Annotated in this window: 16 protein-coding genes and 1 riboswitch; of the genes, 13 read left to right on the top strand and 3 right to left on the bottom strand. The window is 44.5% G+C overall.

What is annotated here, in order from left to right; all coding sequences use genetic code 11:
* Positions 1-50: 50 nt before the first annotated feature.
* Positions 51-1,925, bottom strand: coding sequence for an ABC transporter ATP-binding protein (locus ACWODM_RS03790; RefSeq protein WP_455320041.1), 1,875 nt, complete (start codon positions 1,923-1,925; stop codon positions 51-53).
* A complete protein-coding gene (locus ACWODM_RS03785) occupies positions 1,918-3,654 on the bottom strand; it encodes an ABC transporter ATP-binding protein (RefSeq protein ID WP_455320040.1) in 1,737 nt (578 codons plus the stop codon). Before ACWODM_RS03785 ends, ACWODM_RS03790 begins: the two co-directional genes overlap by 8 nt.
* A gap of 212 nt (positions 3,655-3,866) precedes the next feature.
* Positions 3,867-3,968, top strand: a riboswitch (TPP riboswitch).
* A gap of 52 nt (positions 3,969-4,020) precedes the next feature.
* Between ACWODM_RS03785 and thiT the strand changes: the two genes are divergently transcribed.
* The 7 genes from thiT to ACWODM_RS03750 all read left to right on the top strand — a co-directional run bounded on the left by thiT (position 4,021) and on the right by ACWODM_RS03750 (position 10,365).
* A complete protein-coding gene (gene thiT, locus ACWODM_RS03780; protein WP_455320039.1) occupies positions 4,021-4,608 on the top strand; it encodes an energy-coupled thiamine transporter ThiT in 588 nt (195 codons plus the stop codon).
* 66 nt (positions 4,609-4,674) lie between these two features.
* Entirely contained in the window at positions 4,675-5,355 is a 681-nt protein-coding gene (gene tenA, locus ACWODM_RS03775; protein ID WP_455320038.1) for a thiaminase II, read from the top strand.
* Complete coding sequence (gene thiW / locus ACWODM_RS03770; protein ID WP_455320037.1) at positions 5,342-5,857, top strand: energy coupling factor transporter S component ThiW; 516 nt, start codon at positions 5,342-5,344, stop codon at positions 5,855-5,857. Before tenA ends, thiW begins: the two co-directional genes overlap by 14 nt.
* The gene (locus tag ACWODM_RS03765; protein WP_455320036.1) at positions 5,854-6,681 is read left to right on the top strand and encodes a hydroxyethylthiazole kinase; all 828 of its coding nucleotides are present in this window, start codon (positions 5,854-5,856) and stop codon (positions 6,679-6,681) included. Before thiW ends, ACWODM_RS03765 begins: the two co-directional genes overlap by 4 nt.
* Entirely contained in the window at positions 6,678-7,304 is a 627-nt protein-coding gene (gene thiE / locus ACWODM_RS03760; RefSeq protein WP_455320035.1) for a thiamine phosphate synthase, read from the top strand. The genes ACWODM_RS03765 and thiE overlap by 4 nt, the downstream gene beginning before the upstream one ends.
* A gap of 1 nt (position 7,305) precedes the next feature.
* Positions 7,306-8,133, top strand: a complete 828-nt coding sequence (thiD, locus tag ACWODM_RS03755) for a bifunctional hydroxymethylpyrimidine kinase/phosphomethylpyrimidine kinase (protein WP_455320034.1) — start codon at positions 7,306-7,308, stop codon at positions 8,131-8,133.
* Positions 8,134-8,358: 225 nt separating this feature from the next.
* Positions 8,359-10,365 carry an EAL domain-containing protein gene (locus ACWODM_RS03750; protein WP_455320033.1) on the top strand — a complete coding sequence of 669 codons (2,007 nt, stop codon included), beginning with the start codon at positions 8,359-8,361 and terminating at the stop codon, positions 10,363-10,365.
* A 63-nt stretch (positions 10,366-10,428) separates the two neighbouring features.
* On the opposite strand, the gene ACWODM_RS03745 is transcribed toward ACWODM_RS03750, so the two are convergent.
* The gene (locus tag ACWODM_RS03745) at positions 10,429-11,217 is read right to left on the bottom strand and encodes a hypothetical protein (protein WP_455320032.1); all 789 of its coding nucleotides are present in this window, start codon (positions 11,215-11,217) and stop codon (positions 10,429-10,431) included.
* A 197-nt stretch (positions 11,218-11,414) separates the two neighbouring features.
* Here ACWODM_RS03745 and ACWODM_RS03740 point away from each other — a divergent pair, with 197 nt between their 5' ends.
* From ACWODM_RS03740 to rpoZ, 6 genes are all read left to right on the top strand, one after another.
* On the top strand, positions 11,415-12,128 hold the full coding sequence (locus tag ACWODM_RS03740; RefSeq protein WP_455320031.1) for a class A sortase: 714 nt from the start codon (positions 11,415-11,417) through the stop codon (positions 12,126-12,128).
* A 22-nt stretch (positions 12,129-12,150) separates the two neighbouring features.
* The gene (locus ACWODM_RS03735; RefSeq protein WP_455320030.1) at positions 12,151-13,818 is read left to right on the top strand and encodes a patatin-like phospholipase family protein; all 1,668 of its coding nucleotides are present in this window, start codon (positions 12,151-12,153) and stop codon (positions 13,816-13,818) included.
* Positions 13,819-13,833: 15 nt separating this feature from the next.
* On the top strand, positions 13,834-14,052 hold the full coding sequence (locus tag ACWODM_RS03730; RefSeq protein ID WP_455320029.1) for a YdbC family protein: 219 nt from the start codon (positions 13,834-13,836) through the stop codon (positions 14,050-14,052).
* A gap of 13 nt (positions 14,053-14,065) precedes the next feature.
* Positions 14,066-14,947, top strand: a complete 882-nt coding sequence (locus ACWODM_RS03725; protein WP_455320028.1) for a YicC/YloC family endoribonuclease — start codon at positions 14,066-14,068, stop codon at positions 14,945-14,947.
* A gap of 129 nt (positions 14,948-15,076) precedes the next feature.
* The gene (gmk, locus tag ACWODM_RS03720; protein ID WP_455320027.1) at positions 15,077-15,691 is read left to right on the top strand and encodes a guanylate kinase; all 615 of its coding nucleotides are present in this window, start codon (positions 15,077-15,079) and stop codon (positions 15,689-15,691) included.
* 5 nt (positions 15,692-15,696) lie between these two features.
* Positions 15,697-16,002, top strand: a complete 306-nt coding sequence (rpoZ, locus tag ACWODM_RS03715) for a DNA-directed RNA polymerase subunit omega (protein ID WP_455320026.1) — start codon at positions 15,697-15,699, stop codon at positions 16,000-16,002.
* Positions 16,003-16,096 lie beyond the last annotated feature (94 nt).

Genomic DNA, 16,096 nt, shown 5'->3' with positions numbered 1-16,096 from the left:
TTAAACGTGAAAAAACCGCTGCAGATTGCTGCAACGGCTTTTTTATTTGCTTAATCCAATTCCAGTGCACCGGTCGCCAACTGATAGTAGACGCCTTTTTGTTGAAGCAGATCGTCATGATCGCCGCGTTCAATGATTCTTCCTTGATCCATGACCATGATCGCGTCTGAATTTTGGATAGTAGAGAGTCGGTGGGCGATCACAAAGACCGTTCGTCCTTTCATTAAAGCATCCATGCCATCTTGTACGATTCGTTCTGTCCGCGTATCGATACTAGAAGTCGCTTCGTCCAAGATCATCACCGGTGGATCGACGATGGCTGCTCGAGCGATCGCCAGCAGTTGACGCTGTCCTTGTGACAGGCCTTCGCCGTCAGCCGTGATCACAGTGTCATAACCCTGTGGTAAATGAGAGATAAAGTAATCAGCATTGGCTAGCTTGGCTGCCCGATGAACTTCTTCATCGGTGGCATCCGGTTTGCTGTAGCGAATGTTTTCACTGATCGTACCCGTGAACAGATGGGTATCTTGTAAGACGATCCCCAAAGAGCGACGCAAGGATTCTTTTTTGATTTTTTGGATATTGATTCCGTCATACAGAATCTCACCACTATTGATATCATAGAAACGATTGATCAAATTCGTGATCGTTGTTTTTCCAGCACCTGTTGCGCCGACAAAGGCAAGTTTTTCACCTGGTTTAGCAAACAGATTGATGTCGTGAAGGACTATTTTGTCCTTGCTGTAACCAAAATCGACATGATTGAAGCGAACATCGCCCGTCAATGGTGTATAAGTAAAACCAGTAGCATCTGATTGTTTCCATGCCCATTGACCGGTTGTTTCTGCACATTCAACAGGCTGTCCGCTCTCGTACCGGACATTGACCAGTGAGACGGTCCCCTCATCGCCTTCAGGTGTCTCATCCATCAATACAAAGATCCGTTCTGCACCGGCAAGTGCCATGATCACAAAATTGATCTGTTGAGAGATTTGAGAGATCGGCATGTTCAGTGAACGACTCAACTGAAGGAAAGAAGCGATCGCACCAATCGACAAGACCGCCAAACCGTTGATGCTCAACAGACCGCCGACGATCGCGATCAGGACATACTGGATATTCAGCAGGTTCATCATGACCGGCATCAAAATATTGGCATAGCCATTGGCTTTGGTGGCATCGTCTGCCAACTGTTCATTTAGGACATCGAATTGTTCGATCGTTTCCTTTTCATGATTGAAGATCTTGATGACTTTTTGTCCATGCATCATCTCATCGATAAAGCCATTCAGTTTTCCCAGAGTGGCTTGTTGTTGACCAAAATAGCGACTGCTTAATCCGCTGATTTTTCGGATCGTCAAGAACATCAAGCTGACCGAAAAAATCACGAAAATCGTCAATGGTAAACTGACCGAAAACATGGCAATAAAGACACTAACAAAGGTAACCAAAGCTTGTAGCAGTTGAGGAGCACTTTGAGAGATCATTTGACGAAGCGTGTCGATGTCATTGGTATAGTGACTCATGACATCTCCATGAGTGTGTGTATCAAAATAATTGATCGGTAAGGTCTCCATATGCTTGAACAAGTCGTCCCTGATTTTCTTTTGGACGCCTTGGGAAACATTAACCATAACCTGATTGAAAGTGATCGCAGCAATCACGCCGGCCAAATAGATACCGGCCATTTTTAAGACTGCCTGAAGCAAGCCAGAAAAATCGGGCGCGCCACTTTGCGCTAGTAAGGGTAGGGCGTAATCATCGATCACGACTTGTAGAAAGAGTGATCCCTGCACACTGGCAAAGGCTGTCAAAATAATACTGAATAGAACAATCAGTAGTTGGATCGGATATCCTTTGATTAAATAGCTTAATAAGCGACCCATCGTTTTGACGGGCTGAGTCGCAGGTTTTCTTTTACTCATAGGCTTCACCAAATCCCTTCACTTGAGAATGGTTGATTTCTTGATAAATTTGGTTGTTAGCCAGCAATTCTTCATGGGTTCCCATGCCGTTGATCCGGCCGTTCTCCATCACGATGATCTGATCGGTATTTTCAATCGAAGAGATTCGCTGGGTGATGATGAATTTAGTCGTATCAGGAATCGTTTTAAAAAATGCCTGTTGGATCAGATGATCTGTTTTGGTATCTACGGCACTAGTTGAATCATCAAGGATCAAGATTTTTGGTTTTTTCAGAAGGGCCCGAGCGATCGTCAACCGCTGCTTTTGTCCGCCGGAAACATTGCTACCGCCTTGCTCGATATAGGTATCGTAGCCTTCAGGCATTTTTTGGATAAATTCATCGGCCTGTGAGAGACGACAAGCTTCGATCAGCTCTTCATCGGTCGCTTCGGGATTCCCCCAACGAAGATTGTCTTTGATCGTTCCAGAAAATAGGACGTTGTTTTGTAAAACCATGCCGACTGCATCACGCAAAGCCTTTAGCGAGTAGTCGCGGACATCGTGTCCACCAACTTTGACACTGCCGGAGGTCACATCATATAGTCGTGGGATTAATTGAACCAAAGAGGTTTTCCCAGCCCCAGTTCCGCCAATGATTCCAACGGTTTGACCAGAAGCGATCCGAAAATCACAAGCATTTAGCACGAGCTTGTCTTGTTCGCCTGAATAACTGAAATCGACTTGGTCGAATACTACGGAGCCATCAGGGATTTCCGTCAATGGCTGCTGCGGATCGGTCAGATCGCTTTCTTCTTCAATGGCTTCAATGATTCGTTCTGCAGAAGGTCGAGAGATGATCAGCATTACAAAAACCATCGACATCATGTTCAAGGCAATCAGGATCTGGATGATATACATGAACATACTCATCAGTTGTCCTGTTGTCATCGAGCTGTCAACGATCAAGTGAGCACCGATCCACGAGATGATCAACATACAGCTGAACATCGTGAATTGCATCAGTGGTCCATTCAGTGCCACGATTCGTTCGGCTTTGGCGAAGGCTTTATAGATGCGCGCCGAGACTTTTTCAAACTTCGCGACCTCAAAATCTTCCCGAACATAGGATTTTACGATACGAATCCCTTGTAGATTTTCCTGAACCACTTGGTTTAGTCGGTCATAGATCCGAAACACATGATTGAAGGCCGGATGAGCAAATTTGATGATCAAAAATAGTCCGATGGCAAGGAAGGGGATCGCCCATAAAAAAATACCTGCCAAGTCCTGGTTGATGCGAAAGGCCATAATCAGAGAAAAGATGAACAGCAAAGGACTGCGAACCAGAATACGGATCGTCATTTGAAATGAATTTTGGACATTGTTGATATCCGTCGTCAGTCGGGTGACCAGACTGGCTGTTGAGAAACGATCAATGTTCGAAAAGGAAAAATCCTGGACATTCACAAAAATCTTGCGACGAATATTTTTAGCAAAGCCTGCTGAAGCGATTGCAGCATAGCGGGCAGAGAGCATACCAAAAATAAGGGCAAAGACAGCACAAATAACTAGAACTACGCCAATCAGCAAAATACTGCGCTGATTTCCGATGGCGATTCCTCGGTCGATGATCAGAGCCATCAATACCGGGATGATAATGTCTAAAATGACTTCCAAAGTAACAAAAAATGGGGTCATCAATGTTTCTTTTTTATAACTACCAAGATTCTTTAGTAGAGTTTGTATCACATTTTTCACACTCCTTAATGAAAGAGCCCTCGAAAGGTCTCTGTAGTAAATTGTGCGTAACTTTTGCAAAAAAGTCAATGAAAGGATCTGAATATTTTTAGAAAAATTTTCACAGGATTTTATCAATATTCAATAACAGACGTCCGACACACAAGGGTTTGCAAAACCACGAATTTGTGCTATGCTCTTTCTGTACAAACAATTAAATAGAATCTAACACAAAGGGGAGTCCATCTGGGCTGAGATTGAGTTTACTCTAAACCCTTCGTACCTGTTTCGATCATTCGAGCGTAGGAATTGTGACGAGCTGAAGTTATATAACTTCTCCTTTGTGAATTGTAAAGATTCTAAAGGAGGAGTTTTTTTATGCGTTCATCATCAACAAAAATCTGGGTGGAAGGAACGATCATAGCTGCTTTGGCAATGGTCCTGTCCTTTATTCCACTGTCTATCGGATCAAGCTTTTCGATCTCTCTAGGACAGATTCCATTGGCCGTTTATGCCTTTCGTCGCGGAACGAAACCGGCGTTGCTGGCCGCCTTTATCTGGGGGATCCTGCATTTTCCAACGGGGCAGACGTATTTCTTGAGTTTGATCCAAGTTTTGATTGAATATCCGATCGCCTTTACCTTTGCAGGTTTTACCGGATTAACTGCAGCAAAAGTTCGTCAAGCTGTTTTGGAAAAAGATCAAGGGAATGCTCAGGCGCAGATTGTAGTTGGGGTATTGATTGGTGCGATCGCCCGCTATTTCTGGCATTTTGTGGCAGGGGTCGCTTTCTGGGGTTCCTATGCCTTGTGGGGAATGAATCCAGTCATTTTCTCCGCAGTCATGAATGGAGCGAGTGGTCTGGCAACGGCTTTGGTGACAACGATCGTATTATTGACCTTGAATCGGATGTATCCGACGATCTTTATTCCCGAGGATACTAAGTCAGATTTTTCTGCGGAATAGTCGCAGCGCTTCTCTGATTGCGAGACTCCGCTGTCAGAGAAGCTTTTTATTTGAAAGGAGTATTGAATGACATTTACAAAGCTGGCAAGAACAACCGCCGCCACGTCTTGGGAAAAAAGTCTGCAGCACCCTTTTATTCAAGAACTGCAGGCAGGGACACTCTCTGACGAGCGCTTTCGCTATTATCTGTTGCAGGATCGGTACTACTTAAATCAGCTACAGGATATTTATTTGCAGATTGCTACGCAGACAGTCTTTCCCGAAGTCCGGCAGATGATGCTGACTGGCTCCGATCGTTTGATTGCAGGAGAGATCGCGATCAGAGAGACCTTTTTTAAAGAACTGGCGATCACTGAAGAAGAGATTCGACAAACAGTGATCGCGCCGGGTCCCTATCATTATGTCTCTCATATGTATCGACAGTTATCTTCCAAATCGCCAAACGCCGCCTTCGCTAGTTTGCTGCCGTGTGCTTGGTTGTATCAAGAGATTGGGTTTCATCTGAATCAGACGGGATCACCACATCCTCTGTACCAGCGTTGGATCGAGACCTGTATCACAGAAGAAAGTGTGGCGATTGTGCAGCAGGAGCAAAGATTACTCAATGCCATCTACGAAGAGACAACAAAGGAAGAACAGCAAAAAATGCTGGCTGCTTTTGTAATCAGCAGTCATATGGAGCATGAATTTTGGGAAACATCGTATCGTTTAAAAACTTGGGGGAATGAAACCTATGGGAAATCATAAATTACAAAAATTGACCTATCTTTCCATGATGATCGCGCTGGATGTCGTACTGTCACCACTTTTTCGGGTCGAAGGCATGGCACCGATGTCGAGTGTCATGAACGTATTGGCGGGTGTACTGATGGGTCCCTTTTATGCGACAGTCATGGCCTTTGTCTGCGGAGTGATCCGGATGACTTTGCTGGGGATCCCACCGCTGGCACTGACCGGAGCTGTTTTTGGTGCAGCACTGGCAGGAATCGCTTATCGTGTGCGACCAGTCGTTCCTGCTGCGATGATCGGCGAGATCTTAGGCACAGGGATCGTCGGTTCGTTACTTTCCTATCCGGTGATGGTTTGGTTTACCGGCAGCAGCCACGACTTTTATTGGCTGATGTACACGCCACGTTTTATCGGTGCGGCTTGTATCGGTTCCGTCGTTGCTTTTTTACTCTGGCAAAAAGCTAAAAATATTCCAGCGATTCGTAAAATTCAACGTTTGTTTCAAGGAGAAGAAAAATGAACAGTCAAAATTGGTCTACGTATTTTGAAGAAAACCCACTACCAGTAAATTTTTCACCATTGGTCCATTGTGTGACCAATGAGATCACCAACGAGCTGTTGGCAAACGGTCTGCTATTTATTGGAGCCAAACCGATCATGGCGGAGGATATTCGAGAGTTTCCAGCATTGTTTGAAAAAACCGACAGTCTTTTTCTAAATCTGGGCAAGCTCTCACCAGCTAAAGAAGCGGCATTGCTCGCAGCAAGTCAGCGAGCAAAACAAAAGCAAAAACCGGTGGTACTGGATATTGTAGGCGCCGCAGCTACACCTTTGCGTTTGGCGTTGGCGCAGCGTCTCGCTAAGGATCAGCCGACCGTTGTAAAAGGCAACATTTCAGAGATGCGGGCGTTTTGTGGATTGGAGACCAACAGTCGCGGGGTGGACGGCGATCGTTTGGATCAAGAGAGCAATCAGCTGTTGGAGTTGGTCGCTGACTTGCAAGAACAAGATCCAGCAAGCGTTTATTTAGCGACTGGGGTCAAAGATGTTATTGTCCATAACAAACGAGCATATCTCATGGAAAACGGCGTACCTGAGCTGGATCGTTTTACCGGCACAGGTGATTTGGTCGGTGCGCTGATCACCGCATTTTTAGGAGCAGGAATGGCACCGCTTGCGGCTACGCTACGGGGCGTCAGTTATTTGAACAGTTGCGGAGAAGTCGCCAAACAAAAGGAGCTCATGCTCGGCATGGCGGATTTTCGTCAGGAAACGATGAATCAGCTGTCTCTGCTTGATCAGCAGGCAGACTGGTGGAAAAGAGTGAAAGGAAGATGTCTATGAAAAATTATTTGTCCTTGTATTTAGTCACCAATCGCGAGAGCGAAGAAGCAGAATTTTTGCAAAGAATCCAGGAGGCTTGTCAACATGGTGTGACCTTGGTTCAGCTTCGGGAAAAAGAGTTGTCGACCCACGCATTTTATGAACTGGCAAAAAAAGTCAAAGCAATCACAGAGAGCTACCAAATTCCCTTGATCATCAATGATCGGGTGGATATTTGTTTAGCCGTAGATGCAGCCGGTGTGCATGTCGGCGATGATGAGCTCCCTGTCCAGACTGTCCGGAAATTGATCGGCGACAAATGGCTGGGCGTTTCTGCGAAAACCTTGACACGGGCACAGGAAGCTGAAGCACAGGGGGCAGATTACCTAGGTGTTGGAGCGATTTTCCCTACGCAAACCAAGGTAATCACCCAGGCAACATCGATGGAAACACTGAAAGCCATCACTGCTGGCGTTCAAATCCCTGTCGTGGCGATCGGGGGAATTACCGAGGAACGTCTTTCAGTATTTGAAGGCAGCGGAGTAGCTGGCGTGGCGGTAGTCAGTGAGATCATGAAGGCCGAATCGGTTGCTCAAAAAGTTAAGAAAATGCGTGAAAAAATTGCTGAATGGGAGGGAAAATAAAATGAAAAATACGACACCACAAGTAGTCACGATCGCTGGATCCGATTCCGGCGGTGGTGCAGGGATTCAAGCTGATCTAAAAACATTTCAGGCAAGACATGTCTTTGGTATGAGTATCGTGATCGCATTGACCGCACAGAATACCTTGGGGGTGCAGGCAAGTTTGCCGATCCCCTGTGAATTTATTGACGCTCAGTTTGCTTCACTGGCAGCCGATTTTAAGATTCAAGCAGCTAAGACCGGCATGTTGGCGGATCAGGAACATGTGGCAGCCGTCGTTAAAAATCTCAAGCAATATAACTTTGGTCCACTGGTGGTTGATCCAGTAATGATCGCCAAGGGAGGACATCCTTTGCTAGCTGAAGATGCCATCCAGCTGATCAAAGAGGAGCTGTTGCCTTTAGCAGCCGTTGTCACACCGAATCTTCCAGAAGCAGAGGTGCTGATCAGTCAGGCAATCAAAACAGAAGCCGACATGATGACTGCGGCAAAGCTTCTACAAGCGATGGGCGTAAAAAACGTGATCATCAAAGGTGGACACAAAGCAGGTGAGCATGCAGCAGATTATGTTCTGCTGGAAACGGGTGAGCGTTTTTGGATGAGCGCGCCACGGATCTTTACTGAAAATACTCATGGGACCGGGGATACCTTTTCTTCTTGCATCGTGGCAGAGTTAGCCAAAGGGGCACAGATGAGAGACGCGATCATCACAGCCAAGGCCTTTATCCAAGGAGCGATTCAAGAAGGGATCTTTGTGGGTCATGGTCATGGTCCGACCAACCATTGGGCAGCTCTGAGTGAAGATATCTACATTGAAAAGGTTGAATAGCGAGGACTCTCAAAATCTGGAAGTACTATGCATCATCTCAAGGTAAGTTTTTCTCTTGATAGGTAGAAAGCATTAGGAAGTCCGAATGTAGTATGTGATTTTATGGAGCTTCGACTGATAAAAAGAAGCGAACGCACCCCGTCATTTTTTTGCTCAAACTTTAACGATTAAAACCTGTACAAAGCGTGCTATAATAGTCTGGACAAAAGTTTATAGGGGGAAAGTATGGAGCAGATCGTTTTCAGGATACAAGGGGAGAAAATATACTTTGTTGATCGTCTGTTTTTTGAGCTTTTGGGACTCAGTGAACAGGAGATCCAAGGACAGCATTATCAGCAAGTGTTGTCTCAGTATATTTCAATTGAAGTTGCTCAGTATTTTGCTGATTTGCTGAGCGAGGGCAAACATACAGAATATAGACGCGTATTTGTGAACGATAAGGACGGTGGTGTGCTACCACTTAGTATTTTTGGTTATAGCATCCAGACGAGTCAGGGACCAGAGATTATTGGCACAATCATTGAGACCAAACAGCTGAATCAGGAGTTATTTGGTACATTGGATGACTTGTCTTACATGCAACAGGCACTCAATAGCTCAGTCATTCTGGCGATTACTGATACAGAAGGGCGAATCACCTATGCGAATCAACATTTTTGTGCGATCTCTGGCTATGAGAGCCATGAGTTGATTGGGCGTACTCACAGGATTGTTAATTCTGGTTTTCACCCCAGATCCTTTTTCAAAGAAATGTGGGAAACGATCACCCAAGGAAAGACTTGGCGTGGTGAAGTCAAAAACAAGAAGAAGGACGGTAGCTGTTATTGGGCGGATTCAACGATCGTTCCGATGTTGAATGAAAATGGACAGCCTTTCCAATATATGGCGATCCGTTACAACATTACCAATCAAAAGCAAAATGAAGAGCGGATTCGGCTGCTGGCCAACTCAGACTCGTTGACCGAATTACCTAATCGACGGATGTTTGATGAAGAATTGCTAGCGTGTATCAAGGAAGCCACAAGCAAAAAAGAAAAGTTTGGTGTGCTGTTCATCGATTTGGATAGCTTCAAATATGTCAATGATACGAAAGGACACAGTATCGGCGACCAATTACTAATCAAAGTCTCTCAAAGATTGCGGGAAATCGTCGGTGGTGCTGGGATGGTGGCACGTTTGGGTGGTGATGAATTTGCCGTGATCGTCTATTCGATAGAGAGTATCACGGAGTTGAAACGGACAGCAGAAACACTGATTGAAAAATTCAAGGCACCGTTTTATGTGTCAGACTTGACCTTACGAATGACCTGTAGTGTCGGCGTGGCGATTTTTCCAGAATCTGGAACGGACACGGAAACGATCATGAAGAGCGCCGATCTAGCGATGTATCAGGTAAAAAATACTCACAAGAACGGCTACATGTTTTCTATCAGCCTCATGAGCTCCACCAGCCAACGTCTGTTTCAGATCCAAAATAGTTTGCGAGAATCCCATTATGATGAGCAATTCCACTTAGTGTATCAGCCTAAAGTTTCTGCTACTGATGGCAAAGTGAAGGGGATGGAGGCACTACTGCGTTGGGATCACCCGGAGCTAGGCAAAATTTCACCTAGTGAATTCATCCCGATCGCAGAAGAAATTGGAATGATCAATGAAATGAACGACTGGGTGCTAGTCAGTCTCTGCAAACAGATCAATCAATGGGCATCAAAGGGTTACCAACTGCTACCGGTGGCCATCAATTTATCGGTTTCCCAGTTCGTCCATTCGAATTTTGAGATCAATTTTCTGAATACGTTGACTAAATACGGGGTAGATCCGACCTTGATCGAGGTAGAAGTCACGGAAAATATGTTTATTGACAATGAAGTGCGTGCACAAGAGATCCTAAAGACGATGAAAGACCATGGGATCAAAGTGGCACTGGATGATTTTGGGACGGGCTATTCTTCGCTGTCCTACTTGATGAAGCTGGATCTGGATATTTTAAAGATCGATAAGTCATTGATCCAAGGAATCTCGAAAAATTTCAAAGAAGAAAAAGTCGTAGCAACCGTCATTCAGCTGGGGAAAGCATTAGGCTTGAAGGTTGTGGCAGAAGGGATCGAAACCAAGCAAGAACTGGATATTTTAGTAGCCAGCGGTGTCGATGAAATTCAAGGCTTCTATTATAGTCGTCCTTTGGAGATCGCTCAAACAGAGCAACTGTTGCTCACGAAGCAACTACCTTAGTAGAAAAATAGTTAGCATAAAAACCGCAAGCAATGAACAGTCACTGTTTATTGCTTGCGGTTTTTAATAGAGACCACTTGTCAATGCAGCAAAAGCTAGGTGTTCTTCATCCAATTTTGCTTGCCAAGTTTTTTTAGTGGTGGAATAAATCAAATGCCCAACAAGGTCTTCATCTTTGAATACAGGAGCATTGATACGAAAGTGTGCGTCCCCAACAACAAAGATCGGGATCTGAAAATTGTCGTCGATGGTCACAGCCTGCTGAAAGGAAAAGATGATTCCTTCTCTCATGACCTCACGTAAAGTTTTGATCAATTCCAGGTTGATCCGTTCCACAGGCTTTGGTTTACGGAAGAAGCTACGTTTGTCATTGAGTGCTTCTAAAGTCAAATGGGTCAGCTTGTTGGATAGAATCCGATAAAATTCATCCAGATAACGGTAATAAGTGCGGGCAATGCTATCTTTAAGATCAAAAAAAACAAAGTTGTTCTGTAACTTATAAAAAAATGGTGAATGAAGATGCGTTTTTGTGTGACCAAAATATAGTAATTCGGAGATTTCTAAAGGTGTCATTTCCTTCAAGATAGCGAGATCACTGAAGTCGATCCACTTATTGTCTTCGGGGGTGCGTTCTTTACTGACGATCTGGAAATAATTTTCAACAGCCTCGCTTCCTCGAATGATCTTCATGGCTGTGTGTGGTTCAAACTCCCCCAATTCACTGGAGGGATTCAATAACAGCAGGTTTTTGGGCTGATGAACAATACCTTGATGAAAATCTTTTGCGCCAATGCCTTGCGTCAAGATTGCATTGCTCGTAGTATCGATATGTACATAAATCAAGTCGGTCATGTCCACCCGCCCTCCATGTTCAGTTTTAAGCATACCTATATTTTACAATAAAGCGATTGAAAAATCTTGTTTCTTTTCGATTAAAAAATGATTACAAAAAGCGAAAGACAAGGAAATTCTTTTTTCTGATTTTTCTCTCGTTCAGCGTTCTGTGTTATGATAAAAACAAGAAATCTCAGAAATGGAGTCAAGAGCAAATGAAGAAAAAATCACGTGTCAAAAACCTGCTGATCAATACAGGTCTACTGCTACTGTTGTTGATTGGATTAGCGCTGGTTTTCAACAATCAGATCAAGAATTTCTTGATGAAATCTAATGGAGACAGCTATGCAGTTGAACAGGTCTCTCGTGAAGAAATTGAAAACAATCTTCAGAAAGAGGCATCCTTTGATTTTGATGCGGTGGAAGCAGCCAGCTTAGAGGCTGTGCTACGGGCACAGCTGGAAAATAAAGTCTTGCCGGTCATCGGAGCGATTGCTCTTCCAAGTGTTGATATCAATCTGCCTGTTTTCAAAGGCTTAGAAAATACGGCGCTGTTATATGGAGCAGGTACGTTTCATCCCGAACAAAAAATGGGAGAAGGGAACTATGCACTGGCTAGTCACCGCATCGAGAACGCGGATATTTTGTTTTCACCTTTGCATCGAACACAGATCGGCGATAGTGTGTATCTGACCGATCTGGAAAATATCTATACCTATGAAGTGGCGGTTTCCGAACGGATCGAACCAACCAGAGTCGAAGTCGTAGAGGAAGTTCCTGACAAAAAATTAGTCACACTGATCACTTGTGGCGAGTCTGGCGGGATCACACGCTGGCTAGTGCAAGGAGAATTGAAAGAGATCATCAGCGTCAAGGATGCGGATGATCAAATGGCAGAGATCTTTAACCGACAGCAAAAAACTCTTTGATGCTTGACTGGAGGTGAACGAGGTGCAGACCGAAAAATTATTTCCATCGGATCTGATCCAAAAAAAGAAAAATTTTCAAAAAAGTCAGTTGATCGTCCCGTTGTTTGCCTCTCATTCTGAAGCTAAAAAACAGCTGAGGCAACAAATCAAACGCGGAGAAGCTTGGCTATTGACCTATCAGCAGCAACAGCTTTTCGTAGCATTTACGGAGCAGGAGGGTCTGGCAGTACTCACGAATCTATTGTATTACCCGCTCTCGGAATTCTCATGGATCCATGGCTTGAAGATGCTCGAGAATTTTTTTCGACAGCATTTTACCAAGGGAATCCTTTTACCAGTGTCCCTCGGTATTCCCACGGCAAACTGGTTGATAGAACAAGGCTATAAGCGAACGGCTGCCGGTTTTCAAAAAATCTTTGACTATCAAACAGCCTTGGTACTGGGAGGTGGTGGAGCCAAAGGAGCCTACCAAATCGGTGTTTGGCAGGCTCTGAAAAGTGAAGGAATCGCCTTTGACTGGATCACAGGTACCTCGGTAGGCGCTTTGAATGGTGCCTTGATTTTGATGGACGATGTCGACATTGCCAGAGAATTGTGGTTGACCATCAGTACAGACAAGGTACTGGCTTTTCCTGAAGCCAGTGCTACCAGCCAATCCTTGAGAGAATTGGTTCATCAAGTACGCTCTCTGGCAAGAACAGCAATCAGAGAAAACGGCGCCAGCTCCGAGCCTTTACAGAAATTACTGAGGGAAACTTTTGATGCTGAAAAGATGAAGAGGCACCCAGCAAAGCTGTTGGTTTGTGCAACGCGTTTCTCCGGACTACAAGAAGTAATTCATCCCTTTGATGTAGAGAATGGGATCAATGAACTGGACTGGCTGATCGCCTCGGCTTCTTTTTATCCGGGGATGACACCAAAGGAGATCGAACAGGAGTTATACGTTGATGGTGGTTATCGAAACAATTTGCCAATCGATGTAGCGATCGCGCAAGGAGCCTCTGAATGTATCTGTGTAGATGTCAAAGGCCCAGGAATCGTTAAAAAGACAGCAGTCCCTTTGGAAGTTGCCCGTATGGATCTAGGAACACCTTGGTCATTGGGGAATCTGCTGGTTTTTGATCGAGAACGCTCAGAAACCAATTACCGTATAGGTTATTTGGAAACAATGAAATATCTAGGACGTTTTTCAGGTTATTGGTATACCTTTACCGAGGGAAGTCCCTATCAAAAAATATGGCGCCGTTTTTTGCGTACATTAAAAACAGAACCACTTTATTTGGAGCTGATCCAACGTCCAGAGTTTTGGGAAAAAGTCGGCAAAGTCTATCAGCAGAAAGCTGCTTTGGAAGAAGGTGGACAAATCTTATTGGAGTTGATCGCTCGCGTGTTTGAAGTCGCTCCGACCCATGTCTACAATGAGGAAAGCTTTTTGGAAGAGATTCTGCAGTGTTATCGGGAAGGTAAGGGAGCGATCATCGGTAGCCTGTCGATCGGCGAATGGCTGCAGCAATATCATAATCAGCGGTTCGTTCTCTCGGAAAAAAATCAACTGACTTGGTTGTATCAGATCTTGCAGGCAAAAGAATCCTTGCCGGCAACGATCTTCACTTTGGCTCCGATCACTGCAGTGGCTGCTAGATTTTTGTATTATTTATTGAAAGAAGAGATCCACGAAATCGTTGAATAGAAAGAGGAATGAGCAATGGCAAATGAATTTTCTTATGAAATCGTTGAAGAGATCGCTGTTTTGTCGGAGAATCCGAAGGGCTGGCGTAAAGAACTGAATTTAGTTAGTTGGAATGGGCGTCCGCCTAAGTTTGATTTACGTGACTGGAGTCCGGAACATGAGAAGATGGGCAAAGGTGTTACCTTGACCAATGAAGAATTTGAAGCACTGAAGCAAACACTATTATCGATGTAAGGAGCAGGTATCCATGAAAAGTATGACGGGTTTTGGGAAAGCGATCCAGGAATCAGAAAATTACCAGATCGAAGTAGAGATGAAGAGTGTCAATCATCGTTTTTTAGATATTCAGTTACGTCATCCACGTCAGTTGAACGTCTACGAACAAGCGATTCGCCAAACGATCAAAGAGATTCTTCAGAGAGGACGGATCGAGGTGTATCTGACCTTAAAGGAAAAAGGTGACAGCAATAAAGAAGTCGTCGTCCACTGGGAGCTGATGCAGCAGCTGATCACTGATCTGCAGACTGAGGTTGAAGCACGTTTCAATGCAGAACTTGCGCCCGCAGCAATCGTGGAACGTTTGACCAGTAACGAAGACTTTATTGAGATCCGAGAGAAACAAAGCGAAGACACCTCCCTTGAACAGGCTGTCTTGTCTGCTGTTAAACAGGCTGCAGAAGCTAATGATGCTAGCCGACAAAAAGAAGGTGCCGGCATCCAACAGATCTTGGAAGAAAATCGGATCGCTTTGCAACAGAAAATCACCGAGCTGTCGAGCTTTGTCGAGCTTTATGAAGCCGATTATCGTGAACGCTTCGAGAAGAAGCTGACCGATTGGCTAGGCGGGGAAGTCGATCAGGAACGTCTACTGACAGAAATGGCGATTTTACTGGAGCGAGGCGATATTCATGAAGAACTGGACCGGATGGGCATCCACTTACATGCGATGAAAGAATTGCTACAGTCTGAGAAAACTGTCGGCAGAGAGCTGGATTTTCTGATTCAGGAGATGAACCGTGAAGTCAATACGATTGGTTCCAAATCTAGTCCGATCGAAATCAAAAATGCGGTCGTTCAGATGAAATCGATTATCGAAAAGATTCGCGAACAAGTCCAAAACGTAGAATAACAGCGATTTCTTCGGGCATTTAAATAGTTTTTTAATAAAATTCTCGTTATAATAAAGTAATTCTTGAAAGTTGCTGAAAAAAAGTGCAAAATAGACGTTAAGCAAATTGTAGAGTGAAAGGACGTCAATATGACAGAGCGAGGTTTATTAATCGTGCTATCTGGCCCTTCCGGTGTTGGTAAAGGAACAGTGCGTAAAGCGATATTTGATAGCGAAGACAATGATTTTCAATATTCTATTTCCATGACTACCCGCAACAAGCGTATCGGTGAAGTAGAGGGCGTGGATTATTATTTCCGCAGCCACGAAGAATTTGAAGGATTGATTGCTTCCGGCGAGATGCTGGAGTATGCTGAATACGTAGGAAACTACTACGGGACACCGTTGTCTTACGTCCAAAAGACATTGGATGAGGGGAAAGATGTGTTCTTAGAGATAGAAGTCCAAGGAGCGCTTCAGGTCAAAGAGAAGGTTCCTGACGGTGTGTTTATCTTTTTGACACCACCGGATCTGACAGAATTACGATCAAGGATCACGGGTCGGGGAACCGATTCTGCTGAAGTGATCGATGAACGTATGCGCATCGCCCGTGAAGAAATCGAGATGATGGCATTGTATGATTACGCCGTAGTGAATGATGAGGTCCACCAAGCTGTACAAAGAATCAAAGAAATTATTGCAAGTGAACATTTTCGCGTAGAACGCGTGATTGGAAAATACAGAAAAATGTTAGAGGAGTTGTAGAGAAAATGATGTTGAAACCTTCGATCGATTCATTATTGGATCGCGTGAATTCAAAATACTCGCTAGTTATTTTAGCTAGCAAGCGTGCGCATGAGTTAGATGCAGGCTCACAGCCTACATTAGAGAACTTCGATTCTGTCAAAAGTGTCGGACAGGCGCTAGAGGAAATTGAGTCAGAAACAGTGATCAATGATCCACATCCAGAAGTCAAACGTGCACGTTTGAAAATGGAAGCAGAAGAAAGAAAAGCACAAAAAGAGCAAGAACAAAAAGAATTAGAGCAACGTATTCGTCAAGAACAAAAACTATAAGACGCAGGGGGTCTGGACATGTTCCAGACTCTTTTCATTTGCAGAAAGTTAAAATTCCTCTGGCATACAGACAAAGCTAGACAATTTTAGTAGA

This window comes from Enterococcus olivae (assembly GCF_053760925.1).
Note: the sequence above shows the minus strand (reverse complement) of the source record. Positions and strands in the feature narration are given on the sequence as shown.

Coding starts and splice junctions, on each gene's coding strand:
- ACWODM_RS03790 (WP_455320041.1), bottom strand. CDS start 1,925: ATGAGTAAAAGAAAACCTGCGACTCAGCCCGTCAAAACGATGGGTCGC.
- ACWODM_RS03750 (WP_455320033.1), top strand. CDS start 8,359: ATGGAGCAGATCGTTTTCAGGATACAAGGGGAGAAAATATACTTTGTT.
- ACWODM_RS03730 (WP_455320029.1), top strand. CDS start 13,834: ATGGCAAATGAATTTTCTTATGAAATCGTTGAAGAGATCGCTGTTTTG.
- ACWODM_RS03725 (WP_455320028.1), top strand. CDS start 14,066: ATGAAAAGTATGACGGGTTTTGGGAAAGCGATCCAGGAATCAGAAAAT.
- tenA (WP_455320038.1), top strand. CDS start 4,675: ATGACATTTACAAAGCTGGCAAGAACAACCGCCGCCACGTCTTGGGAA.
- ACWODM_RS03765 (WP_455320036.1), top strand. CDS start 5,854: ATGAACAGTCAAAATTGGTCTACGTATTTTGAAGAAAACCCACTACCA.
- ACWODM_RS03740 (WP_455320031.1), top strand. CDS start 11,415: ATGAAGAAAAAATCACGTGTCAAAAACCTGCTGATCAATACAGGTCTA.
- thiT (WP_455320039.1), top strand. CDS start 4,021: ATGCGTTCATCATCAACAAAAATCTGGGTGGAAGGAACGATCATAGCT.
- thiE (WP_455320035.1), top strand. CDS start 6,678: ATGAAAAATTATTTGTCCTTGTATTTAGTCACCAATCGCGAGAGCGAA.
- gmk (WP_455320027.1), top strand. CDS start 15,077: ATGACAGAGCGAGGTTTATTAATCGTGCTATCTGGCCCTTCCGGTGTT.
- thiD (WP_455320034.1), top strand. CDS start 7,306: ATGAAAAATACGACACCACAAGTAGTCACGATCGCTGGATCCGATTCC.
- thiW (WP_455320037.1), top strand. CDS start 5,342: ATGGGAAATCATAAATTACAAAAATTGACCTATCTTTCCATGATGATC.
- ACWODM_RS03745 (WP_455320032.1), bottom strand. CDS start 11,217: ATGACCGACTTGATTTATGTACATATCGATACTACGAGCAATGCAATC.
- rpoZ (WP_455320026.1), top strand. CDS start 15,697: ATGATGTTGAAACCTTCGATCGATTCATTATTGGATCGCGTGAATTCA.